24 protein-coding genes and 1 pseudogene are annotated in these 26,391 nt (G+C 74.0%); 17 read left to right on the top strand and 8 right to left on the bottom strand.

Annotation, left to right across the window (positions count from 1 at the left end; all coding sequences use genetic code 11):
• The first annotated feature begins 23 nt into the window (after nucleotides 1–23).
• The 4 genes and pseudogenes from CP967_RS27790 to CP967_RS34875 form a co-directional block, all read left to right on the top strand.
• On the top strand, nucleotides 24–698 hold the full coding sequence (locus CP967_RS27790; RefSeq protein WP_150490593.1) for a TetR/AcrR family transcriptional regulator: 675 nt from the start codon (nucleotides 24–26) through the stop codon (nucleotides 696–698).
• 14 nt (nucleotides 699–712) lie between these two features.
• Nucleotides 713–1,453: an ArsR/SmtB family transcription factor gene (locus CP967_RS27785; protein WP_150490592.1), complete on the top strand. Its 741-nt coding sequence runs from the start codon at nucleotides 713–715 to the stop codon at nucleotides 1,451–1,453.
• A gap of 105 nt (nucleotides 1,454–1,558) precedes the next feature.
• Nucleotides 1,559–2,488 (top strand): DMT family transporter, encoded by a 930-nt coding sequence (locus CP967_RS27780; protein ID WP_150490591.1) that lies wholly within the window; start codon nucleotides 1,559–1,561, stop codon nucleotides 2,486–2,488.
• A gap of 18 nt (nucleotides 2,489–2,506) precedes the next feature.
• Nucleotides 2,507–2,732, top strand: a pseudogene (locus CP967_RS34875) (DUF6879 family protein); the annotation flags it as partial.
• Nucleotides 2,733–3,065: 333 nt separating this feature from the next.
• Here the strand turns inward: CP967_RS34875 and CP967_RS27770 are convergent.
• The gene (locus tag CP967_RS27770; protein WP_150490590.1) at nucleotides 3,066–3,653 is read right to left on the bottom strand and encodes a TetR family transcriptional regulator; all 588 of its coding nucleotides are present in this window, start codon (nucleotides 3,651–3,653) and stop codon (nucleotides 3,066–3,068) included.
• A gap of 116 nt (nucleotides 3,654–3,769) precedes the next feature.
• Here CP967_RS27770 and CP967_RS27765 point away from each other — a divergent pair, with 116 nt between their 5' ends.
• From CP967_RS27765 to CP967_RS27750, 3 genes are all read left to right on the top strand, one after another.
• Nucleotides 3,770–4,627 (top strand): class I SAM-dependent methyltransferase, encoded by an 858-nt coding sequence (locus CP967_RS27765; protein WP_150490589.1) that lies wholly within the window; start codon nucleotides 3,770–3,772, stop codon nucleotides 4,625–4,627.
• Between the two features lie 134 nt (nucleotides 4,628–4,761).
• A complete protein-coding gene (locus tag CP967_RS34365; RefSeq protein WP_190175106.1) occupies nucleotides 4,762–4,971 on the top strand; it encodes a hypothetical protein in 210 nt (69 codons plus the stop codon).
• 596 nt (nucleotides 4,972–5,567) lie between these two features.
• Nucleotides 5,568–6,554, top strand: coding sequence for an Acg family FMN-binding oxidoreductase (locus CP967_RS27750; protein WP_150490588.1), 987 nt, complete (start codon nucleotides 5,568–5,570; stop codon nucleotides 6,552–6,554).
• Nucleotides 6,555–6,630: 76 nt separating this feature from the next.
• On the opposite strand, the gene CP967_RS27745 is transcribed toward CP967_RS27750, so the two are convergent.
• Entirely contained in the window at nucleotides 6,631–7,212 is a 582-nt protein-coding gene (locus tag CP967_RS27745) for a GNAT family N-acetyltransferase (protein WP_150490587.1), read from the bottom strand.
• A gap of 602 nt (nucleotides 7,213–7,814) precedes the next feature.
• On the opposite strand from CP967_RS27745, the gene CP967_RS27740 reads away from it, so the two are divergent.
• From CP967_RS27740 to CP967_RS27715, 6 genes are all read left to right on the top strand, one after another.
• Nucleotides 7,815–8,642 (top strand): alpha/beta fold hydrolase, encoded by an 828-nt coding sequence (locus CP967_RS27740; protein ID WP_150490586.1) that lies wholly within the window; start codon nucleotides 7,815–7,817, stop codon nucleotides 8,640–8,642.
• A 159-nt stretch (nucleotides 8,643–8,801) separates the two neighbouring features.
• Nucleotides 8,802–9,401, top strand: a complete 600-nt coding sequence (locus CP967_RS27735; RefSeq protein ID WP_150490585.1) for a sulfite oxidase-like oxidoreductase — start codon at nucleotides 8,802–8,804, stop codon at nucleotides 9,399–9,401.
• Between the two features lie 2 nt (nucleotides 9,402–9,403).
• Nucleotides 9,404–10,114 (top strand): FAD-binding oxidoreductase, encoded by a 711-nt coding sequence (locus tag CP967_RS27730; protein ID WP_150490584.1) that lies wholly within the window; start codon nucleotides 9,404–9,406, stop codon nucleotides 10,112–10,114.
• Nucleotides 10,115–10,132: 18 nt separating this feature from the next.
• On the top strand, nucleotides 10,133–10,429 hold the full coding sequence (locus CP967_RS27725) for a DUF6510 family protein (RefSeq protein ID WP_229888672.1): 297 nt from the start codon (nucleotides 10,133–10,135) through the stop codon (nucleotides 10,427–10,429).
• A 145-nt stretch (nucleotides 10,430–10,574) separates the two neighbouring features.
• Nucleotides 10,575–12,833, top strand: coding sequence for a catalase/peroxidase HPI (gene katG / locus CP967_RS27720; RefSeq protein ID WP_373300457.1), 2,259 nt, complete (start codon nucleotides 10,575–10,577; stop codon nucleotides 12,831–12,833).
• A gap of 266 nt (nucleotides 12,834–13,099) precedes the next feature.
• A complete protein-coding gene (locus CP967_RS27715) occupies nucleotides 13,100–14,044 on the top strand; it encodes an endonuclease/exonuclease/phosphatase family protein (protein ID WP_208838881.1) in 945 nt (314 codons plus the stop codon).
• A 108-nt stretch (nucleotides 14,045–14,152) separates the two neighbouring features.
• On the opposite strand, the gene CP967_RS27710 is transcribed toward CP967_RS27715, so the two are convergent.
• The 4 genes from CP967_RS27710 to CP967_RS27695 form a co-directional block, all read right to left on the bottom strand.
• Nucleotides 14,153–15,232, bottom strand: coding sequence for a Zn-dependent alcohol dehydrogenase (locus CP967_RS27710; RefSeq protein ID WP_150490583.1), 1,080 nt, complete (start codon nucleotides 15,230–15,232; stop codon nucleotides 14,153–14,155).
• 45 nt (nucleotides 15,233–15,277) lie between these two features.
• Nucleotides 15,278–16,672: an aldehyde dehydrogenase family protein gene (locus CP967_RS27705; RefSeq protein WP_150490582.1), complete on the bottom strand. Its 1,395-nt coding sequence runs from the start codon at nucleotides 16,670–16,672 to the stop codon at nucleotides 15,278–15,280.
• A 202-nt stretch (nucleotides 16,673–16,874) separates the two neighbouring features.
• Nucleotides 16,875–19,055 carry a molybdopterin oxidoreductase family protein gene (locus CP967_RS27700; RefSeq protein ID WP_150490581.1) on the bottom strand — a complete coding sequence of 727 codons (2,181 nt, stop codon included), beginning with the start codon at nucleotides 19,053–19,055 and terminating at the stop codon, nucleotides 16,875–16,877.
• A 254-nt stretch (nucleotides 19,056–19,309) separates the two neighbouring features.
• Nucleotides 19,310–20,038 (bottom strand): TetR/AcrR family transcriptional regulator, encoded by a 729-nt coding sequence (locus tag CP967_RS27695; RefSeq protein WP_150490580.1) that lies wholly within the window; start codon nucleotides 20,036–20,038, stop codon nucleotides 19,310–19,312.
• Between the two features lie 197 nt (nucleotides 20,039–20,235).
• On the opposite strand from CP967_RS27695, the gene hmgA reads away from it, so the two are divergent.
• The 3 genes from hmgA (at nucleotide 20,236) to CP967_RS27680 (ending at nucleotide 23,725) form a co-directional block, all read left to right on the top strand.
• Complete coding sequence (hmgA, locus tag CP967_RS27690; protein ID WP_150490579.1) at nucleotides 20,236–21,555, top strand: homogentisate 1,2-dioxygenase; 1,320 nt, start codon at nucleotides 20,236–20,238, stop codon at nucleotides 21,553–21,555.
• 48 nt (nucleotides 21,556–21,603) lie between these two features.
• Entirely contained in the window at nucleotides 21,604–22,380 is a 777-nt protein-coding gene (locus tag CP967_RS27685; protein ID WP_150490578.1) for a GntR family transcriptional regulator, read from the top strand.
• 115 nt (nucleotides 22,381–22,495) lie between these two features.
• A complete protein-coding gene (locus CP967_RS27680; protein ID WP_150490577.1) occupies nucleotides 22,496–23,725 on the top strand; it encodes a type ISP restriction/modification enzyme in 1,230 nt (409 codons plus the stop codon).
• A 336-nt stretch (nucleotides 23,726–24,061) separates the two neighbouring features.
• Here CP967_RS27680 and CP967_RS27675 read toward each other — a convergent pair whose 3' ends face one another.
• Entirely contained in the window at nucleotides 24,062–24,325 is a 264-nt protein-coding gene (locus CP967_RS27675; protein ID WP_150490576.1) for a hypothetical protein, read from the bottom strand.
• 360 nt (nucleotides 24,326–24,685) lie between these two features.
• Between CP967_RS27675 and CP967_RS27670 the strand changes: the two genes are divergently transcribed.
• Nucleotides 24,686–25,780, top strand: coding sequence for a DUF5925 domain-containing protein (locus CP967_RS27670; protein WP_150490575.1), 1,095 nt, complete (start codon nucleotides 24,686–24,688; stop codon nucleotides 25,778–25,780).
• An 86-nt stretch (nucleotides 25,781–25,866) separates the two neighbouring features.
• Here the strand turns inward: CP967_RS27670 and CP967_RS27665 are convergent, their stop codons facing one another.
• Nucleotides 25,867–26,241, bottom strand: coding sequence for a GntR family transcriptional regulator (locus tag CP967_RS27665; protein WP_150490574.1), 375 nt, complete (start codon nucleotides 26,239–26,241; stop codon nucleotides 25,867–25,869).
• Nucleotides 26,242–26,391: the final 150 nt, after the last annotated feature.

Genomic DNA, 26,391 nt, shown 5'->3' with positions numbered 1-26,391 from the left:
GTGCAGGCCCTACTATGAGCCGCATGGCCCGACCGCGCAAGCCCCTCCTCAGCAGAGACCGCATCGTCGAGGCGGCGGGCGCGCTCGTGGACGCCGAAGGGCTCGACGCGGTCTCGACGCGCCGGCTGGCCGCCGAGCTGGGGGTCAGCGGGCCCTCGCTCTACAACCACTTCCGCAACAAGGACGAGATCCTCGACGCGGTCGCCGACGCCGTCTCGGCCCAGGTCGACCTGTCGATGTTCGAGGAGTCCGACCCGCGCGACTGGCCGGCCGCCCTGCACGACTGGGCCGTCTCCTACCGGGCCGCGCTCGCCGCGCACCCGCACATCGTCCCGGTGCTCGCCCAGGGCCCCGGCCGCCGCCCGGCCGGGCTGCGGGTCGCCGACGCGGTCTTCGGCGCGATGGTCGAGGCGGGCTGGCCGCCCGCCCAGGCGACGTACATCGGCGCGCTGATGCGCTACTTCGTCACCGGCTCCGCGCTCGGCTCCTTCGCCCGCGGTTTCGTCGACGACGAGACGGCGTACGACCCGGCGGACTACCCGCACCTGGGCCAGGCCCACCTGCTGGCCGAACGGCGCCAGCAGGTCGACGAAGGGGCCTTCGAGACGGGCCTGCGGGCCCTGCTGGACGGGCTGTCGCTCCAGTACGAGCAGATGGTCACCTCCGCCACCGTTCGGCGGGGACCGAACCGTCGCTGACGCATCCTGGTCCCATGGCCCGTACGACACCGCACATTCCCTCGGCGCCCCGGCTCGCCGCCCTGGCGGCGCTGCTGGCGGACGAGACCCGCGCCGCCTTCTGCCTCGCCCTGCTGGACGGCCGGGCCTGGACGGCGGGCGAGCTGGCCCGGGGGGCGGGGGTGGCCGCGTCGACGGCCAGCGAGCACCTGGGGAAGCTGGTGGCCGGGGGGCTGCTGGCCGAGGAGCGCCAGGGCCGCCACCGCTATCTGCGTCTCGCCGGGCCCCGGGCCGCCCAGCTCGTCGAGGAACTGGCCGCGTACGCCGTGCCCCACGGCGGTCCGGAGGCGGCGCCCCGCTCCCTGCGGGAGGTGAGCGCGGGCCGGGCGCTGGCCCGGGGGCGCACCTGCTACGACCATCTCGCGGGGCGGCTCGGCATCCGGATCACGGACGCGATGACCGAGCGGGGGCTGCTGCGGCAGGACACCGGTTTCGCGCTCACCGGGGAGGGCCTGGAGTGGTTCGGGGCGCTCGGGGTGGCGCTGGACACCGCCTCCCGCCGCCCCCTGGCGCGCGCCTGCCTTGACTGGACCGAGCGGCGGCCCCATCTGGCGGGCGGCGCGGGCGCGGCCCTGTGCCGCCACACCCTGGACGCGGGCTGGTGCGAGCGGATCGGGACGGGGCGGGCGGTCCGGCCCACCGCGCTCGGGCTGCGGTCCCTGCGGGCCCATCTGGGCATCGACCCCGCGTCGCTCGACGCCCCCGACGGCTCCTGACGACTCCCTGACAGCTCCTGATGGCTCCCGACCGTCCCTGACGGCTCCTCAGCGCCCCCCGACAGTTCGGCGGGGGCCGAAATCCCGCGCCCCTACGGTCGTCCCATGACTTCGACACCGCCCCCGGCGCCGGCCCCCGCCCGCGACCGGCGCGCCCTGGCCGCCGCCTGCACCACGGTGGTCCTGTGGGCCTCCGCCTTCGTCTCCATCCGCAGCGCGGGCGATGCCTACTCCCCCGGAGCGCTGGCGCTGGGCCGGCTGCTCGCCGGGACCCTGGTCCTCGGGGCGATCCTGCTCGTACGCCGTGAAGGACTGCCGGGCCGCGGCGCGTGGCCCGGCATCGCGGGTTCGGGACTGCTCTGGTTCGGGCTGTACATGGTGGTGCTCAACTGGGGCGAGCGGGAGGTCGACGCGGGCACCGCCGCGATGGTGGTGAACACCGGCCCGCTCCTGATCGCCCTGCTGAGCGCCGGGCTGCTCGGCGAGGGGCTGCCGCGCCGGCTGCTCGCCGGGATGGCCGTGTCCTTCGCGGGCGCGGCCGTGGTGGGGGTGTCGCTGTCCGGGGAGGAGGGCGCCTCGGTGCTCGGTGTCCTGCTCTGCCTGCTGGCGGCGGTGGCGTACGCGGGCGGGGTGGTCGCCCAGAAGCCCGCGCTGCGGCACGGTTCGGCGCTCCAGGTCACCACGTTCGGCTGCCTGACCGGCACGGTCGCCTGTCTGCCGTTCGCCGGGACCCTGGTCTCCGAGGCCGCCGCCGCCCCCGTCCCCGCGACGCTGAACATGGTCTATCTCGGTGTCTTCCCGACGGCCCTGGCCTTCACCACCTGGGCCTACGCGCTGGCCCGCACCACCGCGGGCCGGATGGGCGCGACGACGTACGCGGTACCGGCGCTGGTGGTGCTGATGTCCTGGGTCCTGCTCGACGAGATACCCGCGCCGCTCGCGGTCGGCGGCGGCGTGCTCTGCCTGGCGGGGGTGGCGCTCTCCCGGTCCCGGGCGGGGCGGGCGGGCCGGGGCGGACCTGAAGACCGCCGGTGACGGTCCGGGCCTCACGTCACGCCGCTGGTGCGCGAAGCCGTCGCCAGGGATGTCCAAGTGCGCCGGGCCCGGATCGTCTCCGAGCCGGTGACCGATGACATCCGGCGGGAACACGCCCTGACCCCGGTCGGCGTCGCCGTCGGTGGACAGGTCCGCCGGCTCCCCGCCGTCTCGCCTCCGGCATCGCCCTCCCGGAAACGACCTGTGGCTGATAGACGACCGGCGGGTGATGTTCCACTGGTTCCGCCGTCCGTGTGCGAGCACCCCGCGCTCGCGTGCGACGCGTCGTCGGCGGCCATGGCCATCGCCATGCCGTGGTGGCCTTCCTCCGCACGCGGCGACTGCGGTGCACCCCGGGGCCGAGGACGTGCATGTCCGGCAGGCCGGTGAGCACCGCCATCACCAGCGGCACGGACAGCCGCCCGGCAGGGCGGCTCCAAGGCTGCGCGGAGGAGGTCGCCGTGCGCCCCTCGTACGATCCGCCCCCGGCCGGGGCCTTCGGCCGCCTGGAGGATCCGCCGGTCGAAGCGTGCCCAGGGACCCTGGAACCGGACAGTGCCGGGGCGGTGACCGGCACTCAGTCGCCGAGAAGGACAGCCAGCAGGCGCTTCACGGTCGCCGCGGTGCCGGCGGTCTGCGCGGGGCTGCGGGTCATCAGCAAGTGATGGGTCGTACCGACGAGCGCGAGCGCGACGGCGGCGGCGTCGCTGCCCGCCGGGAGCCGACCGGCGTGCTGTTCCGCCTGGAGGTAGTCGCTGACGGCGTCCTGGATCGCATCGAACGCCGGCGCGCCCGACCGGAAGCCCTCGCGGGTGTGCGACGCGGCCGCGGGCCGGGTCATCGCCAGGCCCACCACCGCCGGCGGCAGGGAGTCCAGCAGGGCCCCGACGACCTCCTGGAGGTTCTCCGCGACCGTGGCCTGTCCCACCTTGGCCCCGAGGGCCTCGGCCTGGCGGGCGCTGCGTGCGAAGCGGTCCAGGACCAGCTCGGCGACGAACTCGTCCAGGCCGGAGAAGTGCGTGTGCAGGACGCCCTTGGCGCAGTCCGCCTCCGCGGTGACCGCGCGGCTGGTCAGGGCCGTGGCGCCGTCGCGGGCCACCACCCGTTCCGCAGCCGCGAACAGCCGCTCGCGCAAGTCCGGAATCGCTACTCCACGAGGTGACACAACAGCCCCTTCACGTCAGTCGATTGCAAGTATGGGCACTCGCCCATATTGTTTGGGCACATGCCCATTCTAGGGTCGGGGTGCCCCACCACACCCCGGCGGGAGGGAGTTCACCCATGGGGCAGTTCGCCAACACCGCGCAGGCCGAGGCGTGGAACGGATACGAGGGCGCACAGTGGGCCCGCAGCCAGGAGCGCTGGGACGCTGTCAACGACGGCTTCAACCAGCCCCTCCTGGACGCCGCGGCCATCTCCGGGACCGACGCCGTGCTGGACGTCGGCTGCGGAGCCGGCCGGACCACCCGCCTCGCCGCCCGGCGCGCCGCACGCGGCCGGGCGCTCGGCCTGGACCTGTCGGAGCCGATGCTGGACAGAGCCCGGGAGAGCGCCGTACGCGAAGGGGTCGAGAACGTGGCCTTCGTGCAGGGCGACGCCCAGGTCCACGCCCTGGACGAGGGGGCGTTCGATACGGTCATCAGCCGGTACGGCATGACCTTCTTCACCGACCCCGTCGCCGCGTTCGCCAACCTCCACCGCGCTCTGCGCCCCGGCGGCCGGCTGGCCTTCGTCTGCGCGGCCGAAGCCGGGGCCAACGAGTGGCTCGCCGCGCTGACCTCGCTCAAGGAGACCCTGCCGCTCGGCGGCTTCGGGAAGGCCGGAGGCCCCGGCATGTTCTCCCTCACCGATCCCCGCCGCATCCGCGACCTGCTCGCCGCGAGCAGGTTCGAGGAGGTGGACGTGCAGCGCACCGAAGCGGCGGGGAAGTGGGGCACCGACGCGGCGGACGCCGCCGCGTTCCTCCTGGACTCCGGCCCCGTACGTCACCACCTCGACCAGGTGATCCCGTCCGCGCAGGACGCCGCGCGCCAGGCGCTGACGGCCGCTCTGCAGCCCCACGAGGCGGACGGCGGGGTGTGGCTGCGGAGCAGTTCCTGGCTGGTCACCGCCGTCCGCGGCGGTTCAGCACACGGCTGAGCCGTACCACCTGCCACGTGACCCGATGAACCCGCACTCCTGGCAGCCCTCACGGCCGTCAAACGTGCGGGTTCATGCTGTATCGCGTTCTGGAATTCGCGGACCCGCACGCTTCCGGGAGAACCGGGCACAGAGTGCTGACGGACAGACTCGGCTTTCCAGCCGCCGCCTGCAGCCCCGAGCGGTACCTGGACGAACTGCGGTCCCGCACCCCGCCCGCACGCCACATGCCCTGTGCGACCGCCTTCGACCGGCCGGCGGAGATCGCCGCCGTCACCGGGTCCACCCCCTCCGTCATCCGCTCCGGCAACACGGTCCAGGTCTGCGGCGGGGCAAACGGCTGACGTTCCACGAGCGCGCGGAACCGGGCCTGCGCGCCCTCCTGCCGGGTCGCCCGGTCCGCCTCTACGGCGCCGGACGAGGACACCACCGCCCTCGCCGTCCTGCTCATCACGGAGGGTCTGCGCGAACCACTGACGGAGATGTCGTCCTCGGGCCATACCGCTCCGGTCACGCCCGTGACGTACTCGAAGCTGCCCCCGGCCTCGGCGCAGCACGCCTCGGCACCGCCTCGAACTACCTCCGCCATCGCCCACCCGTCCGGCTCCGGGCCCACCGACGGGGGCCGGGGGCTGATGCTCGTCGAAGGGTTCGCCGACCGCTGGGGCCGGTACCCGCGCGACCGGGCGCCGGGGAAGGCGGTCTGGGCCGAGTGCGCCCTCCCCGGGGCGGCCCTCTCCCCTTGAGGCCCGTGGCGGTCCGGGCGGGGCGGCAAAGGCCGGGCCCGCCCTTACCGGGGTCCGGGACGAACGGCCCTTCCACGAGGGCCCGACGCCCCTGACGCCCTCCCGCTCGGCGCCGGACGCTGGAAGGTGAGCCACATCACCGCGCGGACGGCAAGGGCTGTCCGCGCCGGCCGACCACAGGAGGACAGCGAGCCATGCCGCACACCGCACATGCCCTCGACACGCAGGCACAGACCATGGTGGCCACCGCCGCGTCCTCGGCACCCTCCGTGCTCAACGCCCAGCCCTGGTCGTTCGTCACCACCCCCGCCCTCGTCGAGGTCTACGCCGAACCGGGCAGCGCCTCCATCCCGACCCCTTCGGCCGCCCGGGACGTCCGGCTCTCGTGCGGGGCGGCGGTGTTCAACATCCGCGTCGCCCTCGCCCGGCTGGGCCGCGGGGCCCGTGTGTCGGTGCTGCCCGACCCCGAGAACCCGCTGCTCGTCGCCCGGGTCGAGGTGACCGGCGACGCCCCGGACCCGGACCTGGACGCCCTGTACCCCTGGGTGGCCGACCGCCGCACCAACCGGTTCCCGTTCCGGGACCGGGCGCTGCCCGCCGGCGTACTGGCGCTGCTGCACGACGCGGCGGCCCGGGAGGGCGCCACGCTGCGGCTGCTGGACGGGGAGCCGGAGTACCAGCGGATACTCACGCTGATCCGCAAGGCGACCCTGGTCGAGGAGGAACCGGTACGCGAGGACCGTGCGGCCCGGATCTCGGACGGGGCGGCCCCGGCGTCCATCCCGGTCGGGAACCTCGGGCCGGTGCCCCGGGCCGCCGGCCCGGACGTTCCGCCCGTGCGGGACCTGGCCGAGGGCCTGGACCTGCCGGGGCGCGGGGCGGCCGCCTTCGAACCCCGTCCCGACCTCGCGGTCCTGGAGACCCCCGGTGACGACCCCGCCGCGTGGATCGCCGCCGGCCAGGCCCTCCAGCGTCTGCTGCTGGAGGCCACGGGGCACGGTGTGGCGGCCTCCTTCGCCAACCAGCCGCTGGAGGACCCGGATCTGCGCGAGGACGTCTCCAGCAGCGCCGCGCACTACGGCCACCCGCAGATGGTGCTGCGTCTGGGGTACCCGCGTGTGCGCCCGCCCGCCACTCCGCGCCGGCCGCTGGCGGAGGTGCACCGCCGCGTGGAGGAGTGAGGCGCGCGGCGCTACGGTCGCCTGCGGGCCGGGCGCGTCGCCGTGGGGCTCGCGTACGCGGGCACTTCTGTGCGCCTCACTCCGGAAGGCCGCTCCGTACGGGGCGGTAGGGGAGGGCGAAGGGCAGACCGAGGTCGGCGGGCAGGAGGGCACCGATCCAGATGTCCCTCAGGATGTTCCCCCTGGTCCGCGCCGCGCGCAGGGTGCCCTCCCTGACGAAGCCGGCCTTCTCCGCCACGGCCCAGGAGGCCCTGTTCCCCGCCTCGGCTCTCCACTCCAGGCGCTGGACCCCTCGTTCGGTGAAGGCCCACGTGGCCAGGGCGAGCACCGCCTCCGTCGCATAGCCCCGGCCCCGGTGCTCCGCCACGGTCCAGTACCCGATCCCCCAGGTGTCGGCGTAGCGGTGCGCATTGACCGATGCCACCAGCGCTCCGCTCTCCCGGTCCTCCACAGCGAAGTGGTACATCGTCTCGTCGTGCCAGCCGCGTGGCACGAGTTCGCGCAGGTAGGAGGCGGCGTGCTGACGTTCGTACGGCACGGGGAAGTTCGTCCAGCGCTGGATGCCGGCATCCTGGCAGGCGGCGAGGACCGCGTCCTCGTCGCCTGCGTCGTGCGGGCGCAGGAGCAGGCGCCGCGTCGTCAGCGAGACAGGTTCCATACGCGTTGATCCTGGCGCCCGCCCCTGCGCCCGTCCATCGATTTGTGGCGCGCCCCGGCGCTTCTCGCACACACATGGCCCCGGCCGCGGAGCACCTGGAACCGTTCGTGTCGGAGATGACCGCCGTGCGTCCCGACCCCGTCGCGGGCGAGCGATGCGGTTCCAGCCGCACGGCCAGGAGTACGAGGTCAGCCGGCCCGGCGAGCACCAGCCCCACAACGCCGCCCTGTCCGTGGAGGTCTCCCTCGGGCGTGGCCGCGGCCCGCAGGAGATCCGTGAGGGCCTGCTACGCCCCCGCCGGGGCGGTCCTCGCTCCGGACCGGCGGTTCCCGGCCGGGGCCGGTGTGCCCGCGCGGTGCGTCCGGCCAGGAATTTCCGGCGCCGGTCCGCTTTCCGGCGCGGTGCGCGCCCGCGAGCGTGCGGAAGGCCCGACGTGCGGGAAGTCCCGGGCCATGGAAGATGGAACAGGGGGGCGAGAAGGACCCGTACGTGCTGCTCCCGAACGTCCTCGGTCCGGGACTCCCCCGCATCGGGGCCTTCTCCCTCACGTCCGGCCGCCCTCCCCGGCAGCCGGACACTCACGGAACGAGAGGAGTCCGCTCATGCCTGTGTGTACGACGCGTGACGGTGTCGAGATCTTCTACAAGGACTGGGGCCAGGGGCGCCCCGTGGTCTTCATCCACGGCTGGCCGCTCAACGGCGACGCCTGGCAGGACCAGCTGAAGGCCGTGGCCGACGCCGGGTTCCGCGGCATCGCCCACGACCGCCGCGGCCACGGCCGCTCCACCCCGGTCTACGACGGATACGACTTCGACACCTTCGCCGACGACCTGAACGACCTCATCACCCACCTCGACCTAAGGGACGTCACCCTGGTCGCCCACTCCATGGGCGGCGGCGAACTGGCCCGCTACATCGGCCGCCACGGCACCAGCCGCATCCGCTCCGCCGTCCTGCTCTCCGCGGTCCCCCCGCTGATGCTCCAGGGCCCGGACAACCCCGAAGGCGTCCCCCAGTCCGTCTTCGACGACATCAAGAACGGCATCCTCGCCGAACGCTCCCAGTTCTGGAAGGACACCGCCGTCGGCTTCTTCGGCGCCAACCGGAACGGCAACAAGGTCACCCAGGGCAACAAGGACGCCTTCTGGTACATGGCCATGGCCCAGACCATCGAAGGCGGCGTCGACTGCGTCGACGCCTTCGCCGCCACCGACTTCCACGAAGACCTGAAGAAGTTCGACGTGCCGACCCTGGTGGTGCACGGCGACGACGACCAGGTCGTCCCCATCGACGCCACCGGCCGCAAATCCGCGAAAATCATCCCGGACGCCACCCTCAAGGTCTACGAAGGCGGCTCCCACGGCATCGCCCTCGTCCCCGGCGACAAAGAGAAGTTCAACACCGACCTCCTCGACTTCCTCGCCGTCTGAGACACCACCGCGCCGGTCGCCGCGTCCGAGGAGGCGGGCGGCCGGGGGAGTTCACCGGCCCGTACCCGGACCTCTCGGGTACGGGCACGGGCCACCCGTGACCTCTTCCTCCCCCGCCGGTCCCCGGCGGGGCCAGAACGCGAGGACGGACGCACAGCCATGAGCAATTTCTCTCCGGGCTTCCACGGCCGTACGCACCGTTTCGAGGGGCGGCTGCCGCCGGGGCAGTACCCCACCGAGTCGTTTCCCGTCCTCTCGGCCGGCCCGACGCCTCATGTCCCCACCGAGGACTGGTCCTTCACCGTCACGGCGGAGCAGGGGCGGGCCCGCCGCTGGGACTGGGAGGAGATGATGTCGCTCCCTCAGGAGGAGGTGACCGTCGACATCCACTGCGTCACACGGTGGTCGAAGTTCGACACCGTGTGGCGGGGCGTGTCCGTGGACACCTTCCTCGACGGCGTGGAGACCACGGCGGACTTCGCCGTCGCCCACGGCGAGGGCGGCTACACCACCAATCTGCCGCTCGAAGACCTCCGGGGCGGCAAGGCGTGGCTCGTCCACACCTATGACGGCTTCCCTCTGTCGCCCGAGCACGGCGGCCCCGTACGGCTCCTGGTCCCCCACCTGTACTTCTGGAAGTCCGCGAAATGGGTCACCGGCCTCAGCCTGACCCTCCAGGACGAACCGGGCTTCTGGGAGGCGGCCGGCTACCACAACTACGGTGACCCCTGGCGCGAGCAGCGGGCCTGGAGCGACTGACCATGAGCGCGTGGCACAGCGCCCGCCTCGTCGGACGCCGGGAGCAGTCCCGGACAGGGCGCACCCTCCTGTTCGACGTCCCCGGGTGGCCCGGACACCTCGCCGGCCAGCACGTGGACGTACGGCTGAGCGCGGACGACGGCTACCGGGCCGTACGCAGCTACTCCCTCGCCGCACCCGCGCGGGGGACCGGGATCGAACTGGGTGTGCAGACCGTACCCGGCGGTGAGGTCTCCCCCTACCTCGCACACGAACTCCCGGTGGGCGCCGAGGTCGAGGTGAGGGGCCCGCTGGGCGGATGGTTCGTATGGCGGCCCGGGCAGGAGGATCCGGTCCTGCTGGTGGCGGGAGGCTGCGGCATCGTGCCCCTGATGGGCATGGTCCGGTCCCACCGCCTCGAAGGATCCCGGGCTCCGATGCGACTGGTCTACTCGGTCCGCGATCCCGGCCAGGTCTGGTACCGCGAGGAACTCACCACCGGCACCGGCGCGGCCGCCGCCTCCCGGATCCTCTACACCCGGCAGGCGCCACCGGGCTCCTCCCGGCCGCCCGGACACATCGGTGCCGGTGACCTGCTGCCGCCCGAGGGGGCCGGCCGCCTCCCGGTCCTGTGCTTCGTCTGCGGGCCCACCGGCTTCGTGGAACACGCCGCCGGTCTCCTGTCCGCCGCCGGCCACGCACCCGACCGCATCCGCACCGAACGCTTCGGCTGACCCGCCCCCACCGCTGCCGTGCGCAGCCTCTCCCTGGAGAACACCGTGACCTCCCTCTCCCACCTCGACGGCAACTCCCTCGCCGGCCCCTTGTCGCAGATCCTCTCCGTGGATCCGACCACCGCCTGGCGGCGCTGCCCGCGCTGCGGGCTCACGGGATCGCTCGCCCAACTGCACGTCTACGGACCGGAACCCGGGCTCACGGGGCGTTGCCCCGGCTGCGAGGCGCTGGCCCTGCGCCTGGTCGAGCAGCCCGGGCACCTCTGGCTCCAGATGGGCGGAGGCCAGGGCGCCTTCCGCTTCCCCCGCTCCTGACGACGCCCGTCGTGGAGCTCCGCGGGCGCCCGGGCCTTCGCGTCCGCGGCCCGCGTCCCTCCCCTCCCGGGCCGCGGAGGGACATCCCGCCGGACGTCCGGCGGACCTCGTCGCTTCCTTCCTCCGAGCCGAAAGGGCTTCCCCCATGCACGAAGAACGCGTACCGGCCGATATGAAGTCCCTGCCGGACAACACGGACCCGGCAGCCGGGGGATGCCCCGTCCAGCAGGCCGCCGCCGATCCGATGAAGGGGGACGGCATCCGGCAGTGGTGGCCCAACCGCCTCAACCTGGAGATCCTGAGACGGCACGAACGCTCCGCCGACCCCTACGGTGAGGGGTTCGACTACGCCGAGGCGTTCAGCGCCCTCGACCTGGACGCGGTCAAGCAGGACATCGCGCGGACACTGACGACCTCCCAGGACTGGTGGCCCGCCGACTTCGGCCACTACGGCCCCTTCATCATCCGGATGGCGTGGCACTTCTCGGGTACGTACCGGGCCACCGACGGCCGCGGCGGCAACGGCGCCGGTCTGCAGCGCTTCGCCCCGGTCGCCAGCTGGCCGGACAACGTCAACCTGGACAAGGCGCGCCGGCTTCTGTGGCCGGTGAAGCAGAAGTACGGGCGCGCCCTCTCCTGGTCCGACCTGATGGTGCTCTCCGGCAACGTCGCCCTGGAATCGATGGGTCTGGACACCGTGGGCTTCGGCGGCGGCCGGGAGGAGACCTGGGGCCCCGACGAAGCCGTCTACTGGGGGCCGGAGACGAACTGGCTCACCGACGAGCGGCACAAGGACGACGGCGAACTGCTCACCCCGCTGGCCGCCGACACCATGGGCCTGATCTACGTCAACCCCGAAGGCCCCCGGGGGAATCCGGACCCGATGGCGTCCGCCACCGACATCCGCGAGACCTTCGCCCGCATGGCCATGAACGACGAGGAGACGGTCGCCCTCTGCGCCGGTGGCCACACCTTCGGCAAGACCCACGGCGCGGCGGGCGCCGACAGTCTCGGCCCCGAACCCGAGGCGGCTCCGATCGAGCAGCAGGGGCTGGGCTGGAAGAGCACCTTCGGCACCGGAACGGGCAACGACACGACCACCAGCGGCCTGGAGGTGATCTGGACCGACACCCCGACCCGCTGGGACAACCGCTACTTCGAGATCCTGCTCGGCTACGAGTGGGAGCTCACCACCAGTCCGGGCGGCGCCCACCAGTGGCGGCCCAAGAACGGCGCCGGAGAAGGCACGGTGCCGGACCCCCACGACCCGTCCGCACGCCGCACCCCGGCCATGCTCACCACCGACGTCGCCATGCGCGTGGACCCCGACTACGCCCGGATCTGCCGCCGGTTCCTCGACGACCCGGACGCGTTCGCCGACGCCTTCGCCCGTGCCTGGTTCAAACTCACCCACCGGGACATGGGCCCCGTCACCCGCTATCTGGGGCCCGAGGTCCCCGCCGAGCACCCGATCTGGCAGGATCCGCTGCCCGAACCCGCCGACGCACCGCTCGACGACGCCGCCGTCGCGGAGCTGAAGTCCATGGTCCTGGCCTCCGGTCTGCCGGTCCGCGACCTGGTGTGGCTCGCCTGGGCGTCCGCGTCCAGCTTCCGCCGCAGCGACAAGCGGGGCGGCGCCAACGGAGCCCGGATCCGTCTGGAGCCCCAGAAGAGCTGGAGCGTCAACGAGCCCTACCGGCTGAACTCCCTTCTGGAGGAGCTGGAACGTGTCCGCGAGACGTTCACCTCCTCCCGCCCCGCGGGCCACGGCGTCTCCACCGCCGATCTCATCGTCCTCGCCGGCACCGCGGCCGTCGAGAAGGCCGCGGCCGACGCCGGCTTCCAGGTCCGGGTCGCCTTCACCCCGGGCCGGGTCGACGCCACCCAGGAACAGACCGATGTGGACGGCTTCGCCTATCTGGAGCCCGACGCCGACGGCTTCCGCAACCACCTCGGCAAGGACGACACCCTCCCCGCCGAGTACCGCCTCGTCGACAGGGCCGACCTGCTCGGCCTCACACCCAAGGAGATGACCGTCCTGGTGGGCGGGTTGCGGGTGCTCGGAGCCACCTACCAGAAGTCGGCCATGGGCGTCCTCACCGACGCCCCCGGCACCCTGACCAACGACTACTTCGTCAATCTGCTCGACCAGCGGCTGACCTGGACCCCCACGGCCCACGACCCGGAAGTCTTCGAGGGCCGGGACGCCACCGGGGAGCTGCGCTGGACCGGCAGCCGCACCGACCTGGTCTTCGGCTCCAACGCCGAACTGCGTGCCCTGGCCGAGATCTACGCCTCCGCAGGCGGAGGAGAGCAGTTCGCCCAGGACTTCGCCGCCGCCTGGACCAAGGTGATGGACCTGGACCGCTTCGACCTCCGGCGCCACCGCGCACGGAGCACCTGAGCGACGGCCCCGGAAGCGGGACGGTCCGGGGGCCACGCCTCCGGGCCGCCGGACGGAGCGGGAAGGACGCGCGGGAAGCCCGGCACTCCCGCAGCCGGGCTTCCCGTCCCGCACCGTCACCGCACGGCAGCGCGAGGACCGTCCGGGAGAACCGCCGGACGAGGGGACGCGCCCCGCTTCCGGCCCTGTTTAGGATCACCCTCGTACCGACGCAGCGCGGTACCCGGCCGCCGGACACGCGGCCGGTCCAGGGAGGGGAATCGGCGATGGGACTTCACGGCATCCGGTGGGGCGGCGTCCGCCTCGCGCTCGCGGGGGCGCTGGCGGCGGTGTTGCTGCCGGCGACGGCGGCAGAGGCCGGGGCGGCGGCGCCTCGCACCTACACGGTGTGGCAGTGGAACGTGGCGGGGAACACCATCCACGGCGGTTCCACGACCGACGGCATGGTCGTGCAGGCGGCCGCCTCGATCGTGAACCGGGGGGCGGACTTCGCCGCGTTCAACGAGCTGTGCCAGGGGCAGTACAGCGCGCTCGTGAACGAGCTGCGTGCCAAGGGCTGGCCGGCGGACCCGCAGAACTTCGCCCGCTTCGAGCCGAGCCGCCAGGCCGGCAACGCCTCGGTGTGCGGCGGCGAGGCGTTCGGCAACGCGCTGTTCAGCAAGCGGCCGCTGGGCACGGCGGACCGGTTCGCGCTGCCGGACGACGGCACGGCCGAGAAGCGCAACCTGCTGTGCGCGCCGCTGGCCGACGGGACCGGGCACCGGTTCTGCACGACGCACATCACCACGAACCAGTCGTTCAACGTGGCCCAGCTGGAGGCTGTGCGGCAGAAGCTGGAGGACTACCACGCCGCCGGCGGGACGGTCCTGACCGCGGGCGACTTCAACGCCCAGCCGCACTACGGACGGCTGAACTCCTACTACGCGCCGAGTCTCGACGTCCCGGCCAACAGCGACAACACCGGTGCGTACCGGGAGCTCGACGACAACGACCCGGCCCACTGCCCCGGCTACGGGGAGTGGACGGCGCAGGGCACCCCCGGGGCGGCCCCGCCCTGCGGGGGCAACGCGAAGATCGACCTCATCTTCGTCCGGGAGAGCGCGCTGGCCGGGCCGTACAGCGGGGACTCGCTCGCCATCTCGACGTCCTGCACGGGCGTCGCGGCCTGCTCGGACCACCGGATCGTCGTCGGCACGGTGACCGTCGGCTGATTCCCCCGCCCCGGTCGCCCTCGTGCGGCGGCCCGTCGCACGAGGGCGACCGGGGCGGCCTGCGCGGCGGGGCACCGTACGCCCCGCCGCGCAGGCCGGAGAATCCGGCTAGAACACGACCAGCGCGCGCCCGCCCTTGCCCGCGACCATGTTGTCGAACGCGGCGGGGATGCCGTCCAGCCCGATGCGTTCGGTGACCATCATCGACAGGTCGAACCGTCCGGCCCTGATGTGCTCGGCCAGTTCGGGCAGGTCACGCGCCGGGTCGCTGTTGCCGTACACGCAGCCGGTCAGCGAGCGGCCCCAGTGGAAGATCTCCAGGGCGTTGAAGGTGACCACCTGGTCCTTGCCGCCGATGCCGACGACCGTGGTGCGGCCGCCCCGGCGGGTGGACTCCCAGGCCCCCCGGATGGTGGCGGGCCGTCCGACGCACTCCACGGCGACGTCCGCACCCTGGCCGCCGGTCAGCTTGCGGATCGCGCGCGGGGTGGTGTCGGAGGCGACGACGTACTCGGTGGCACCGGCCAGGCGGGCCAGTTCCTCCTTCTCCGGTGAGACGTCGACCGCGATGATCTTCGACGCGCCGGCGATGCGGGCCGCCTGGAGCACCGCGAGGCCGACCCCGCCGATGCCGAGGACGACCACGCTCTCGCCCTCCCGTACCCGGGCGGAGTGGTGGACGGCCCCGTAGCCGGTGAGTACGGCGCAGCCGAGCAGGGCGGCGTCGGTGAGCGGGATGCCGGCCGGGGCGGGCAGCACGCAGTTGGCGGCGACGACCGTCTCCTGGGCGAAGGCGGCGACGTTCAGCCCGGGGTGGAGCTCGGTGCCGTCGGCGGTACGGGCGTGGATGTTCGCCGCGCCCTTGAGCGCGTCGGCGCAGAGCCAGACCTCGCCGATCCCGCAGTGGAAGCAGGATCCGCAGGAGGGCGCCCAGTTGAGGACGACGGGGTCGCCCACGCCGACGTGGGTGACGCCCTCGCCGACGGCGAGCACCGTGCCGGCGCCCTCGTGGCCCAGTACCGCGGGGACGGGCAGGCGCATGGTGCCGTTGGTGAGCGACAGGTCGGAGTGGCAGACCCCGGCGGCGGCGAGGGAGACGCTCACCTGGCCGGGTCCGGGCTCCGGCAGTTCGATGTCGGTGATCTCCAGTGGAGCTCCGACGGCGGGCAGGACAGCGGCGCGGACCACGAAGGGACTCCTCGGTCGGGGGCTCGGATCGGTCGGTCGGGTGGCTCAGAACTGGAGGGACTTGGTCTGGAGGTACTCGCTCAGGCCGTGCGGGCCCAGCTCCCGCCCCACGCCCGACTGCTTGTAACCGCCGAAGGGCGCCAGCGGGTTGAAGCGGCCGCCGTTGATGTCGACCTGGCCGGTGTCCATACGGCGGGCGAAGGCCGCCGCCGTCTCGTCGTCGGCGGCCCAGACGGCTCCGGCGAGACCGTACACGGTGTCGTTGGCGATGCGCAGGGCGTCGTCCGCGTCCTCGTAGCGGAGGATGGAGAGCACCGGGCCGAAGATCTCCTCCTGGGCGATGGTCATGTCCGGGGTGACGTCGGCGAAGACGGTGGGGCTGACGTAGTAGCCCCGCTCCCCGGGGGCCTCGGGGCCGCCGGCGACGAGGCGGGCCCCCTCCTCGATGCCCTTGGTGATGTAGTCCCGCACCCTGGCCTGCTGCTTGGCGTTGACGAGGGGGCCGACGCGCTCGCCGGGGACGTACTTGGCGACGGCGGTGGCCGCGAGGGAGACGGCTTCCTCGTACCGTTCGGCGTCGACCAGCATCCGGGTCCAGGCGCTGCACGTCTGACCGGAGTTGGACATCACGTTGGCGACGCCGACGTTGACGGCCCTGGCGAGGTCGGCGCCGGGCAGGATGACGTTGGCGGACTTGCCGCCGAGTTCCAGGGCGACGCGCTTGACGGCCGCGCCCGCCGTGGCGCCGATCTGCCTGCCGACGGCCGTGGAGCCGGTGAAGGACACCAGGTCGACGTCCTCGTGCCCGGCCAGGGCCTGTCCGGCGACCGTCCCGACGCCGGTCACCAGGTTGAAGACCCCTCCGGGGAGCCCCGCCTCGTGGACCGCCTCGGCGAAGAGCTGTGCGGTGAGGGGGGTGTCCTCGGCGGGCTTGAGGACGACGGTGCAGCCGGCGGCGAGGGCCGGGGCCACCTTGGCGACGATCTGGTGGAGCGGGTAGTTCCAGGGGGTGATCGCGCCGACCACGCCGACGGGCTCCAGCAGGACGGTGGAGTTGCCCAGCTTCTCCTCGAAGGGGTACGAGGCCGCCAGCTCGGCGTAGGAACCCGCGACCAGGACCGGGACACCGGCGTGCACCGCCTGCGACAGCGGCAGCGGGGAGCCCAGCTCCGCGGTGACGGTCCGGGCGATCTCGTCCTTGCGGGCGGCCAGTACGTCGCGCAGCGCCCCGATCAGCGCGGCGCGCTCGGCGGGCGGGGTCGCCGCCCAGCCCGGGAACGCGGCGCGTGCGGCGCGTACCGCGGCGTCGACGTCCTCGGCGGTGCCCGCCGGCACGTGGCCGATGACCTCCTCGTCGGCCGGGTTCACGACCGCGATCGTGTCCGGTCCGGACGCGGGCCGCCACCGGCCGCCGATGTACATCCCGTCATGCGCCTTCATGGCTGTTCCTCCCGGACTCGCTGTGCTGCCGCCGAAGCCGTGTGCCGTGCGGGCGGGCACCGTACCGGCGGTCGCCGTACGGGCGGTTCGCCGCCCCGCCCCAAACTAGCGCTGTTAGTTTTTCGGCGCCAGGGAATGGCTGGAGACACAGGTCACGCGGGACTCCCCCGCCCTCCGGAGCACCCTGGGGCGTACGGGCGCGTCAGGCCGACGGGGTGACGGTCACGGGTACGGCGTTGAGCACGGCGGTGCCGGAGAGCGGGTCCAGCAGGGTGCCGTCCAGCAGCTGGTTCACGTTGACGCCCGGTTCCCTCGCGGCGACGGACAGCCGGGTGCCCGGCCGGCCGTGTCCCCAGCCGTGCGGCAGGCTCACCACCCCGGGGCGTACGGAGTCGGTGAGTTCGGCCGGGGCCTCGACGGTGCCGCCCGCCGCGGTGATCCTGGCCCGGTCGCCGTCGGCGAGTCCGGCGCGGGCCGCGTCCTCGGGGTGTATCTGCAGGGTGCAGACGTTGGAACCGCCGCGCAGTGAGGCGATGTTGTGCATCCAGCTGTTGTTGGAGCGCAGATGGCGGCGGCCCACGAGGACGAGTCCGGCGGGGCGGGTGCCGAGGGCCTCCCGGAGCCGGGGCAGGTCGGCGGCGATCGGTGCGGGGAACAGCTCGATACGCCCGCTGCGGGTCTTCAGCAGCTGCGGTACGCGGGGCTCCAGCGGTCCGAGGTCGATGCCGTGGGGGTGGGCGAGGAGCTGTTCCAGGGTGAGGCCGTAGGGGCCCAGGCGCAGCATCAGGTCGAGGCGCCGTTCGGCTCCGGTGCGGCCGGTCAGTTCGCCGGCGAGCGAGGCGGGGGCGCCCGCCCGGGCGAGCGCGTCGGCGACGGCCGCGTCGTCGACGGCGCCGGGGGGCGCGTCGTGGACACCGCCGACGGCGAGGACGAGCCGGGCGAGGATCTCGCTCTCGTCCTTCTCCCCGTCCTGGAGGGGCACGGCGGGCGGGCTGTAGCGGACCTGGTTGCGCACGGCGAGGGAGTTCAGCGCGAAGTCGAAGTGGGCGCTCCGCGAGGGCGGCGGCGGGGGCAGGACGACATCGGCGTGCCGGGAGGTCTCGCCCAGGTAGGGGTCGACGCAGACCATGAAGTCGAGGTGCTCCGCGAGCGCCCTTTCCAGCCGGTCCCCGTCGGGTGCCGAGAGCACCGGGTTGCCCGCCACGACGATCAGGGCGCGGATCCTGCCCTGCCCGGGGGTCTCGATCTCCTCGGCGAGCGCGGCGGTGGGCAGTTCCCCCTTGGCCTCGGGGTGCCCGGAGACGCGGCTGCGCCAGCGGCCGAGGGCGAAGCCCTTGCCGGGGCCTGCGGGGCGGGGGGCGCGGGCGGTCGCGGAGAGCGGGAAGAGCGCGCCGCCGGGCCGGTCGAGGTTGCCGGTGAGGATGTTGAGCACGTCGACGAGCCAGCTGGCCAGGGTGCCGTGTTCGACGGTGCAGCTGCCGATCCGGCCGTAGACGGCGGCACAGGGGGCCGCGGCCAGTTCGCGGGCGGTCCCCCGGATGGTGTCCGGGTCGGTGCCGCAGGCGGCGGCCACCGCTTCGGGGGTGAAGTCTGCGACGGCGTCGGCCAGTTCGCCGTATCCGTCGAGGTGTCCGGCGAGTGCTCCGGGCTCGTCGAGTTTCTCCTCGATCAGGACCTGGACGAGCGCGGCGAGCAGCAGCGCGTCGGTGCCGGGCCGGACGGCGACGTGCCGGTCGGCGAGGCGCGCGGTGCGGGTGCGCCGCGGGTCGACGACGGTGAGGGTGCCGCCGCGCCGGCGCAGCGCCTTGAGCTTGCCGGGGAAGTCGGGGGCGGTGCAGAGACTGCCGTTGGACTCCAGGGGGTTGGCGCCGATCAGCAGCAGATGGGCGGTGCGGTCGAGGTCGGGTACGGGGATGGCCTGGGCGTCGCCGTAGAGCAGTCCGCTGGAGACGTGCTTGGGCATCTGGTCCAGGGTGCTGGCCGTGAAGACGTTGCGGGTGCCGAGGGCGGCCAGCAGCAGCGGCGGGTAGAGGGCCCCCGCCACGGTGTGCACGTTGGGGTTGCCCAGGTAGACGCCGACCGCCTGTGCGCCGTGCTCCTCGGCCAGGGGCGGTATCCGGGCGGCGATCGTCTCGAACGCCTCGTCCCAGCTCGCCTCGCGCAGGACGCCGTCCACGCGGACGAGCGGGGTGCGCAGCCGGTCGGGGTCGTTGTCGAGTCCGCCGAAGGAAGCGCCCTTGGGGCAGATGAAGCCCCGGCTGAAGACGTCGTCGCGGTCGCCGCGCGCACCGGTGACGGTGGTGCCCTCGATGGTGAGGGTGAGCCCGCAGGTGGCTTCGCAGAGCGGACAGATACGCAGGGCGGTACGGGAATCGTGGGACATGGGCCCTCCCCGGGGCGGCGGCAGCGGTGGCACGCGGGCATACGGCGGGGCGCGCGCGCCCGCACGGCGGGTGGCGGCTCCCGGCCGACCGAGCATACCGACCGGTACGGATGCTGGCGAGAGACCGGTCGGACGGACGTTCTCGGGACCCGCCGTGTGCGGTACCCCTCCGCGCCCGGCGCCCCGCCGTGCGCGGTACGGCACCACGTGCGGTGCGGTGCGGCACCACGTGCGGTGCGGTGCGGTGCGGCGCCTCAGCCGAGGACCTGTGCCAGATAGGAGCGGACCACGAGCCGCGTCTGCGCTATCAGCCCGGGGTCGCCCGACGGGTCGGTACGGAAGGCGAGTTGGAGCAGTGCGTCCGCGGCCACCACGCAGACCAGCACCGTGCGCAGCAGGCCGGCGTCGTCCGTCGCGGCCGGTCCGCCCCCGGCGCCCCCGTCCGGCACCAAGAGCGGCCCCGGCTCCCCGCCGGCTCCGGTGGCGGGGCCTGCGGTCCCGCCGCCCCGCCCGCCCGACACATGGCCGAGGTGGTCCGCGAGCAGGGTCGCCAGCCGGCCGGCGACTCTCCGGTTGGCCTCGTCGGGGGAGTCGACGAGCGGCGCGGGCGGGCCGAAGTCGACCAGGGTGAAGCCGGGGACGGTCCGTTTCATCGCCAGGTACTCGTCCAGCACGGCGTCGATCGCCGCGCCCCACTCCCGCGCCGGGATGTCCGCGAGGCGGCCCGTGATCCGCTCCGCGTACAGCTCCAGGTTCCGCTCGGCCAGGGCGTCGACCAGGGCGCGCTTGTTGGGGAAGAACCGGTAGACGGAACCGATGGGCACCTGGGCGCGGTCGGCCACCGCACGGGTGGAGAGCTGCTCGTACCCGGCCTCGTCGAGGAGCCCGGCTCCCGCGTCGAGGATCCGCGCCAGGCGTTCGGCGCTGCGTCGTTGTACGGGGACACGGCGGAGGTTCGTATGCGGAGGGGGCACACGCCCCATGATGCCGTGGCCCCGTGGCGCCCGGCGCCCCCGCCCCGCCCTGTTCATCCACCGCACGCCCGGCGCGCCGGGGACCGGCCGGTCCCCGGCGCGCCGTGTGTGCCGTTGACGGGCGGCGTTCTCATTCCTACGGTTACCCATAGGATTCCTTGTCGGGGTCCTGTCCTTCACGGGACCTCTTCCACCGGGAGCGCGGGATGAGCGGTATCGAGCAGGCGAGGAAAGTGTCCGAAGGTCTGGCGTACAGCGCCGGTTTCGGCAACGAGCACTCCTCGGAGGCGGCCCCCGGCGCCCTGCCGCACGGCCGCAACTCCCCGCAGCGCGCCCCGCTCGGGCTCTACGCGGAGCAGCTGAGCGGTTCGGCCTTCACCGAGCCCCGCGCCCGCAACCGCCGCTCCTGGCTGTACCGGATCCGTCCGTCCGCCGCGCATCCGCGTTTCGTCCGGACCGGCAACGGGGCCCTGCGCACCGCGCCGTTCACCGAGACGGCCGCCGATCCCAACCGGCTGCGCTGGGACCCGCTCCCGGACCCGGCGCCGGGCACGGACTTCCTGGCCGGGCTGTGGACCCTCGGCGGCAACGGCGACGCCACGCAGCGCACGGGCATGGCGGTGCATCTGTACAGCGCCGACACCTCCATGACCGACCGGGTGTTCAGCGACTCCGACGGTGAGCTGCTGATCGTCCCGGAGCGCGGCGGGCTGCTGCTCCGCACCGAACTGGGCCTGCTGAGCGCCTCCCCGGGGCAGGTGGCGCTGATCCCGCGCGGGATCCGCTTCCGGGTGGAGCTGCTGGACGCCACCGCCCGGGGGTACGTCTGCGAGAACTACGGGCAGCCCTTCGTCCTGCCCGACCTCGGTCCGATCGGTGCCAACGGCCTCGCCAACGCACGGGACTTCCTGGCTCCGGTGGCGGCGTACGAGGACCGCGAGGAGCCCGTCGAGGTGGTCAACAAGTTCTGCGGCAACCTGTGGTCGGCGACGTACGGCCACTCGCCGCTCGACGTGGTGGCCTGGCACGGCAACCACACGCCGTACGTCTACGACCTGCGCCGCTTCAACGTCATCGGCTCCATCAGCTACGACCACCCGGATCCGTCGATCTTCACGGTGCTGACGTCCCCGTCGGACACCCCGGGCCTGGCCGGTGTCGACTTCGTGGTCTTCGCGCCGCGCTGGCTGGTCGGCGAGGACACCTTCCGGCCGCCGTACTTCCACCGCAACGTGATGAGCGAGTACATGGGGCTGATCGAGGGCGCGTACGACGCGAAGGCGGGCGGGTTCGTGCCGGGCGGGGGGTCGCTGCACAACATGATGTCGGCGCACGGGCCGGACCGCGAGACCTTCGAGAAGGCGAGCGCGGCGGAGCTGAGGCCGCAGAAGATCGAGGACGGCCTGGCGTTCATGTTCGAGACCCGCTGGCCGGTGACGGCGACCGCGCAGGCGGCCGGGGCCGGGCATCTCCAGCGGGGCTACGACGACGTGTGGCAGGGTCTGAGCCGCACCTTCCGGCCGTGAGGAACCGCGCGGCCGGTCCCAGCGCGCAGAGAGGCCGGGTGGAACCGGATGGACCAGGTGAACGAGGTACGGCACCCGCCCGCCTTCGCCCCCGACTCGCTGGTGCTCAACCGGAAACTGCCCCTGTGGTACCAGGTCTCGCAGTCGCTGCGGGCGTCCATACTGGGCCGCCCGCAGGACGCCTCCTCCCGGCTGCCGACGGAGGAGAAGCTCGCCGTCCACTACGGCGTCAGCGTCCTGACCATGCGCCAGGCCCTCAAGGAGCTGGAGGAGGAGGGGCTGATCTCCAGGCACCGGCGGCGCGGCACCTTCATCGAGCCCCGGGCCCGGCGGGTGTCGCCGGTCCGGCTGCTGGGATCGGTCGACGCGATCGTCGCCCAGCAGTCGGGTGAGCGGACCACGGTGCTCGGCCACGGCCCGGCCCCGGTGCCGGGGGAACTGGCCGAGTTCTTCCCGGACTGCGCCGAAGTGGCCTGCTACCGGCGGCTGCGCTTCGACGGGACCGGCGGGGAGCCGACGAACTGGGCGGAGAACGCGGTGCGCCCCGAGATCGCCGACCGCATCGACGTGGCCGATCTGGAACGCTGGCCGATGACGAAGGTGCTGCGTGACGCCGTCGGGGTGCGGATCTCCCGGATCACCGACACCGTCGAGGCGCGGCTGGCGGACCCGGCCACGGCCGGACTGCTCCAGGTCCCGCTGCTCAGCCCGATCCTGCACTACACCGGGGTGACCTACGACGACGAGGGCCGGGTGGTGGATGTGGCGCGGATCCATTACCGGGGCGACCGCTTCTCCTTCTCGGTGACGGTGGACGCGCACTGACCGGACCCCGTGCCGGGTGGGAGCGGCGGCCCCTGACCCGCCGCTCCCGCCCGGCCGGGCCCTCTCGTTACGATGCCGGGGACGGCTGCGGGCAGGGCGACGGGGGGACCGGGCGGTGGCGGCACGGGAGGCGGCCGGAATCGGCGGGGAGGCCCGGTTTCCGCTGCTGGACGACCTCATGCCCTGGTCGGTACGGCCGATGCGGACCGGGCGTGCCTGGGTGACGGCGCCCGACGCGCCTTCCCTGCGGGCGCGCTGGGACCTGCTGGTGGCGGCCGAGGGCGCCGAGCAGGAGCGGCTGTTCCGGCCGAGCCGCCACCGGACACCGCTCACGGCCGCCGCCTCACTGCCGGGCCGCTCCACGGCGACGGGCCGCTTCGCCCGGGATCCCGGGCCGTACCCGGATCCGGTACGGGTCCAGCACGGCCCCTTCGACGAGCAGTGGCTGATCCCGGACCACCGGCTGCTGGACGCCGCCCGGCCGGAGCTGTGGCGGGTCGCCGACGGCCATCAGCTGTTCGCCGTGGAGCACGGCCGTGTACCCGGCGGGGCGGGGCCCGTCCTGTCGGTGACCGCCCTGCTGCCCGACGGCCACTCCCCCGCGGGCCGTCCCGGCCGTGTCCGGCCGCTCCACCGGCGGCCCGGCGGCCGGGAGCCGAACCTCGCGCCCGGCCTGCCGGAACTCCTGCGCACCCGCTACGGCGTGCCCGTGCCCCCCGAGGCCGTGCTGGCCTGGGCCCTCGCCGCCGCCCGCCCCTCCCCGGCGGGCCCCAGGGTCCCGCTGCCCGCCGACGGGGCGCTGTGGGCCGAGGGCGTGGAACTCGGCCGGGAGCTGCTGCGGCTGCACCTGCGCGGGGCGCGCGGCGGGGAGCGGCCCCGGCTGCCGGGCGGCCGGCGCCCCTATGTGCGGGCCGCGCTGCCGCACCGCCCGGACCTGCTGCGTTACGACGCCGAGGACCGGGCGCTCCTGCTCGGCACGGGCCGTATCTCGCCCGTGCCCTCCGGTGCGTGGAACTTCCGGGTCGGCGGGGTGCGGGTGCTGGAGCTGTGGTTCGCGCGCCGCGCCGCGCCGGCCGAGGCGGAAGGGCTGGCCTCGCTGGGGCCGCGGGTCTGGCCCCAGGAGTGGACCTCCGAACTGCTGGAGCTGATCACGGTGCTGGCCCTGCTGGACGAACTGGCGCCGCGGCAGGCCGCGTTGCACGGCCGTCTCCTGGATGCGCCGGCCTTCACCCGGCAGGACCTGCGCGCCGCCGGGATACTCCCGGTACCCGCGCCGGCCCGCCGCCCCGCGTCCGTGCTCGACCACCGCGAGGAGGGCCCGGAAGGGCAGTTCGCCCTGCTCTGACATACCCGGCGCTCTGCCATACGCGGCGCTCCGAAATCCGCGCTGCGCCGGATCCGCGCGGCCCGGATCCGCGCTGGCCCGGGACCGCTCCGCTCCGGAAACGCCGCAGGGGGCCGCGTCACCCGTGAGGCCGTCGCGGGGCGCCGCTGCCACCGGGTGGGGCTGCCGGGTGGGGGCGGGGGCGCCGATGGGTGCCGTACCGGCGCTGGGGAGCACACCGGCGCGGCGCTGCGGGCCCTGGGGATGACGGGCGGGCGGGCAGCGGCACCGCGCCGGGGCGAGGTGGTCTCGGACGCGGCCCCGAGCGGGGGGCCGGACCGGGTTCGGCTGCCTCGGTCAGTGGCGGCTGCCGAACAACGACCGCCGCAACCGCCGCAGCGGGTTGAAGAGCGAGACGCGCGCGCCCCTGCTCCTGTGGCTGTGCGAGGCGTCGCGCGAGGTCAGCTCCAGCATCAGCAGCGTCGCTTCCGCGGATTCCCGCTGCGGGACGGCGGGACCGCCCAGCACCGCGAGATGGCGGTCGAGCCGCGAACTGGTCGCACTGCTCCCACACGTGATGGCAGGCACACGCGGCCTGCTGCGCACTGTTATCTGTTCCATGTCACTCCCCACCCGTACGAGGGCACCCGGCCCGGGCAGGGTAACCCTATCGTCCCGCACGGACACCCGTGTATCCCGGCCGCAGGATTGCCCCCGTGTGTACGGGGGTTGACACCCCGTTACCGGGCCCCGTTTCACGCCCTGTTCCCCGCCCCGGCTCCGCTCCGGGGGGCGTGCGCCTCCCCTCGCCGTACGCCACCGCACCACCGCCCGCCCCGGGCGTGTCCCCCGCGGACCGGCACCGGCTCCCCGTGCGGCCCCGCGCTTGCCGTGCGGCCCCGCGACGGGGCGCCCGGCCCCGGAAGGGCAGCTCCCGAAACCTGGGTGCGCGGGGTGCCACCGTGCCGGATCATGGGCGCCATGCCTGCCAACCCCGAGTCAGCTCTGCCGATCCGGCTCACCGTCGACGACAGCGATTCCCCGTCCGATGTCGTGGACGCCCTGTTCCTCGGCCGCTTCGCGACGGGCGAGCAGCCGTACTCGCACAGCTCTTCCCTCGACCGGGTGAAGCCGGGCGCCACCCTGCTCCCGGCGCGGGCCGAGGTACTGCGCTCCGCCCGCGACGACGACCGCAGCGCGACCCTCGCCGAGGGCGAGGGATGGACCGTGCTGGTCTCCCGGTGGAACCGGGGCGCCGACGTCACCGTCACCGCCACCTCCCCGGAACTCGCCGAGAAGGTGCTGGCCGAGGCCACCGACGGCGCCCGCGACGAACCGGAACCGCAGCCCGAGAACGTGACGATGGGCTTCTGGTACGTCTCCCCCCGCCGGGGCCCCCACCGCACCACCCGGCAGATCGCCGCCGGCACGTGGGACGAGGTCCGCCCCAACTACACGGCCCCGGTGGCCGGTGCGATGGACCGGCTGATGAAGGTCACGCCGGACGACATCGCCGGCCGGCTGCTCCTGCTGCACGGCCCTCCGGGCACCGGCAAGACCTCGGCGCTGCGCACGCTGGCCCGTTCCTGGCGGGACTGGTGCCAGGTCGACTGCGTACTGGACCCCGAGCGCCTCTTCAACGACGTCGGCTATCTGATGGACATCGCCATCGGCGAGGACGAGGGCTCGGCGAAGGGCCGCTGGCGGCTGCTGCTCCTGGAGGACTGCGACGAGCTGATCCGCGGCGAGGCCAAGCACACCGCGGGGCAGGCGCTCTCGCGGCTGCTGAACCTGACGGACGGCCTGCTGGGCCAGGGCCGCAACGTACTGGTCGGGGTGACGACCAACGAGGACCTGGAACGGCTGCACCCCGCGGTCGTCAGGCCGGGCCGCTGCCTGGCCCGGATCGAGGTCGGCCCGCTGACCCGCGAGGAGGCGGTGTCCTGGCTGGGCACGGAGGAAGGGCTGGGCCGGGACGGCGCGACCCTGGCGGAACTGTTCTCGCTGCGGCGCGGCAGCCCTCCCGCTTCGGTGCCGAAGCAGGACACGGGGGCGGACGCCGGACTGTACCTCTGAGAGCTCCGGGCAGAGGGCGAGCCGGGGCCCCTCCTGTCCGAAGCTCCGGGGCGCCGCCCGCGGCGGCCCGCCGCGGGCCGGGCCCGTCAGCCCCCGTAGGCCGCGCGCACCGCGTCCTGGGCCAGCGACAGCGCCTCGGCACGGGACAGCCCCAGGCGCCGCGCCTGCTCGGCGTACACCTGGGCGGCGGTGGCCGCTCTCCGCTCCGCCGCGCCTCCCGCCGCGGCGACGAAGGTCCCGTTGCGGCCGCGGGTCTCGATGACCCCGTCGCCCTCCAGCGCCCGGTAGGCCTTGGCCACGGTGTTGGCGGCGAGCCCCAGTTCCCCGGCGAGGCCGCGTACGGTCGGGAGCCGGTAGCCGACGGGCAGGGCGCCGGAGCGGGCCTGTTCGGAGAGCTGGTCGCGCACCTGCTCGTAGGGGGCGGTGGCGGAGTCCGGGTCAACGGCGATCTTCAGGGTCACGGGCCGATTCTGCCCCCGCCGCCGCGAAACGGGGAGGCGGCCCCCCGGTGCGGCCGCGTACCGTCCGGCACGTCGGCCGGGGTCCGTGGCGCCCCGCCCGGCGGCGCCACGGAGCGCGCGGAGACCGGCCACGGACGAAACGGAGGAACC

The sequence above is a fragment of the Streptomyces nitrosporeus genome, from assembly GCF_008704555.1.
GTDB lineage: Bacteria > Actinomycetota > Actinomycetes > Streptomycetales > Streptomycetaceae > Streptomyces > Streptomyces nitrosporeus.
The sequence above is the reverse complement of the archived record's forward strand: the minus strand, read 5'-3'. Positions and strand labels throughout refer to the sequence as shown.

Coding starts and splice junctions, on each gene's coding strand:
- CP967_RS27695 (WP_150490580.1), bottom strand. CDS start 20,038: ATGGGGCGTGTGCCCCCTCCGCATACGAACCTCCGCCGTGTCCCCGTA.
- CP967_RS27750 (WP_150490588.1), top strand. CDS start 5,568: ATGCCGCACACCGCACATGCCCTCGACACGCAGGCACAGACCATGGTG.
- CP967_RS27675 (WP_150490576.1), bottom strand. CDS start 24,325: ATGGAACAGATAACAGTGCGCAGCAGGCCGCGTGTGCCTGCCATCACG.
- CP967_RS27670 (WP_150490575.1), top strand. CDS start 24,686: ATGCCTGCCAACCCCGAGTCAGCTCTGCCGATCCGGCTCACCGTCGAC.
- CP967_RS27730 (WP_150490584.1), top strand. CDS start 9,404: ATGAGCGCGTGGCACAGCGCCCGCCTCGTCGGACGCCGGGAGCAGTCC.
- CP967_RS27685 (WP_150490578.1), top strand. CDS start 21,604: ATGGACCAGGTGAACGAGGTACGGCACCCGCCCGCCTTCGCCCCCGAC.
- hmgA (WP_150490579.1), top strand. CDS start 20,236: ATGAGCGGTATCGAGCAGGCGAGGAAAGTGTCCGAAGGTCTGGCGTAC.
- katG (WP_373300457.1), top strand. CDS start 10,575: ATGCACGAAGAACGCGTACCGGCCGATATGAAGTCCCTGCCGGACAAC.
- CP967_RS27735 (WP_150490585.1), top strand. CDS start 8,802: ATGAGCAATTTCTCTCCGGGCTTCCACGGCCGTACGCACCGTTTCGAG.
- CP967_RS27790 (WP_150490593.1), top strand. CDS start 24: ATGGCCCGACCGCGCAAGCCCCTCCTCAGCAGAGACCGCATCGTCGAG.
- CP967_RS27785 (WP_150490592.1), top strand. CDS start 713: ATGGCCCGTACGACACCGCACATTCCCTCGGCGCCCCGGCTCGCCGCC.
- CP967_RS27705 (WP_150490582.1), bottom strand. CDS start 16,672: ATGAAGGCGCATGACGGGATGTACATCGGCGGCCGGTGGCGGCCCGCG.
- CP967_RS27745 (WP_150490587.1), bottom strand. CDS start 7,212: ATGGAACCTGTCTCGCTGACGACGCGGCGCCTGCTCCTGCGCCCGCAC.
- CP967_RS27780 (WP_150490591.1), top strand. CDS start 1,559: ATGACTTCGACACCGCCCCCGGCGCCGGCCCCCGCCCGCGACCGGCGC.
- CP967_RS27740 (WP_150490586.1), top strand. CDS start 7,815: ATGCCTGTGTGTACGACGCGTGACGGTGTCGAGATCTTCTACAAGGAC.
- CP967_RS27715 (WP_208838881.1), top strand. CDS start 13,100: ATGGGACTTCACGGCATCCGGTGGGGCGGCGTCCGCCTCGCGCTCGCG.
- CP967_RS27765 (WP_150490589.1), top strand. CDS start 3,770: ATGGGGCAGTTCGCCAACACCGCGCAGGCCGAGGCGTGGAACGGATAC.
- CP967_RS27700 (WP_150490581.1), bottom strand. CDS start 19,055: ATGTCCCACGATTCCCGTACCGCCCTGCGTATCTGTCCGCTCTGCGAA.